Annotated in this window: 1 protein-coding gene; it reads right to left on the bottom strand. The window is 71.5% G+C overall.

Translation table 11 applies throughout. The features are described from left to right. On the bottom strand, positions 1-920 hold a 920-nt coding region (locus tag FLX08_RS39955; RefSeq protein WP_142625442.1), incomplete at both ends, for a DNRLRE domain-containing protein.

Below are 920 nucleotides of genomic sequence, written 5' to 3'. Positions count from 1 at the left end.
GCCCTCCAGCGCACCTTCCACCCGTCGGTCAGCTTCCCGTCGGGCACGGTCACCGACGCCTGAGTGCCGGAGGCGACGTTGTCCACGGCGCCTGCCCAGATCTGGCCGCTGCCCTGACCGGTGGCGGCCGGGTCGTGCTCGACCTCGAACTCGGCACGCACCGGTTGCGCGGCCGGGTCGGTGACCGTGGTGCTCAGGGCCGGGGTCAGGCTGGTGGCCACGGTGCCGCCGTCCACCACCTGGGAGGGGGTGACCTGGAAGGCCGCGACCGCCGGGTTGGGCACGTCGATCGTCGCGGTCTGCCAGTCCGACCACGCCGACGTGGTCGACGCACCCGAGTTAACCGCCCGGGCCCGCCAGCGGACCCTCCACCCGTCGGCCAGCTTCCCGACCGGGACGCTGACCGTGGCCTGGCCACCCGAGGCGACGGCGACCGAGTCGCCCGCCCAGATCTGACCGGTGCCCTGGGAGGTGGCGGCCGGGTCGTGCTCGATCTCGAACGCGCCGGTCAGATCACCGCCGGCGATGTCGCTGACGGCGGCGGCAAGCTGCGGGGTGAGCGAGGTGGCCACGACGCCGCCGTCCACGCTGAGGGCGGGGGTGATGGCCAGGGCGCCGACAGCCGGCGCCGAGGCGGGCCCGCTGGTGGTGATGGTCAGCGTCGGAGGCAGGGTGAAATCGGTGTCTTCCGAAGAGGTGAACACCCGGTAGTTGTCGACGTCCGTCTCACCGGGGGACTTGAGCACCAGACCGTGATTGGCGGCGCCGGCGGCCCAGTCCTGGACGATGCCGGTGACGTTCCAGTCCATGCTGTCCGGATAGACGGCGCAGTCGGAGGTGACGCCCTTGAAGTTGGTGGAGGCGTCCTCGGTGGTGAAGGCGGGCTTGTTCGCCCAGTAGATGTTGTCGGGGTTCCACGA

Source organism: Microbispora hainanensis, from assembly GCF_006874475.1.
GTDB lineage: Bacteria > Actinomycetota > Actinomycetes > Streptosporangiales > Streptosporangiaceae > Microbispora > Microbispora hainanensis.
Note: the sequence above shows the minus strand (reverse complement) of the source record. Positions and strands in the feature narration are given on the sequence as shown.